This window comes from Amycolatopsis pigmentata, assembly GCF_042684065.1.
Classification (GTDB): domain Bacteria; phylum Actinomycetota; class Actinomycetes; order Mycobacteriales; family Pseudonocardiaceae; genus Amycolatopsis_E; species Amycolatopsis_E pigmentata.
In genome coordinates this window covers 1-507 of sequence record NZ_JBHUKR010000039.1, presented here as the reverse complement: position 1 = coordinate 507, position 507 = coordinate 1, and the positions used below count along the sequence as shown (strand labels likewise).

Annotated in this window: 1 protein-coding gene; it reads right to left on the bottom strand. The window is 66.5% G+C overall.

The window, feature by feature from the left end:
• Nucleotides 1-477, bottom strand: a 477-nt coding sequence (locus ACFSXZ_RS41215) for a formylglycine-generating enzyme family protein (RefSeq protein ID WP_378272021.1), incomplete at its 3' end; no start/stop codon positions are given.
• Nucleotides 478-507 lie beyond the last annotated feature (30 nt).

Genomic DNA, 507 nt, shown 5'->3' with positions numbered 1-507 from the left:
GAACGATGATGGCGTCGCGCGCAGGAGTGGGCTGGTCCAGGCGCCGCCCTTCAGTTCGTGCCGGCCGGGGTTGGTGTCCGTGGAGCACCACTCCCAGATGTTCCCGCACATGTCGAACACCCCGTAGGGGCTCACACCGCTCTGGTAGCAGTCGACGGCGGTTGTGCTGCCCACGCCGTTCTCCCGAACGTTGCACTTCGCCGGTGTGGGCTGGTCGCCCCACGGGTAGACCGTTCCCCTGGTGCCGCGTGCAGCCTTCTCCCACTGCTGCCCACTGGGCAAGGACTTCCCGGCCCATTCCGCGTACGCGGTGGCATCGTTCCAGGTCACGAACACCACGGGATGGTCACCAAGATCCTCAGGAGGCCGCCCGTCCTCCCAGTACTGGGGCGGCGCATGCCCAGTAGCGGCAACGAACCGCGCATACTCGGCATTGGTCACCGGATAGACATCGATGTAGAACGTGGGCAGCCACACGGGCCCGTTCCCCGGCCCGGACAGGAAAAC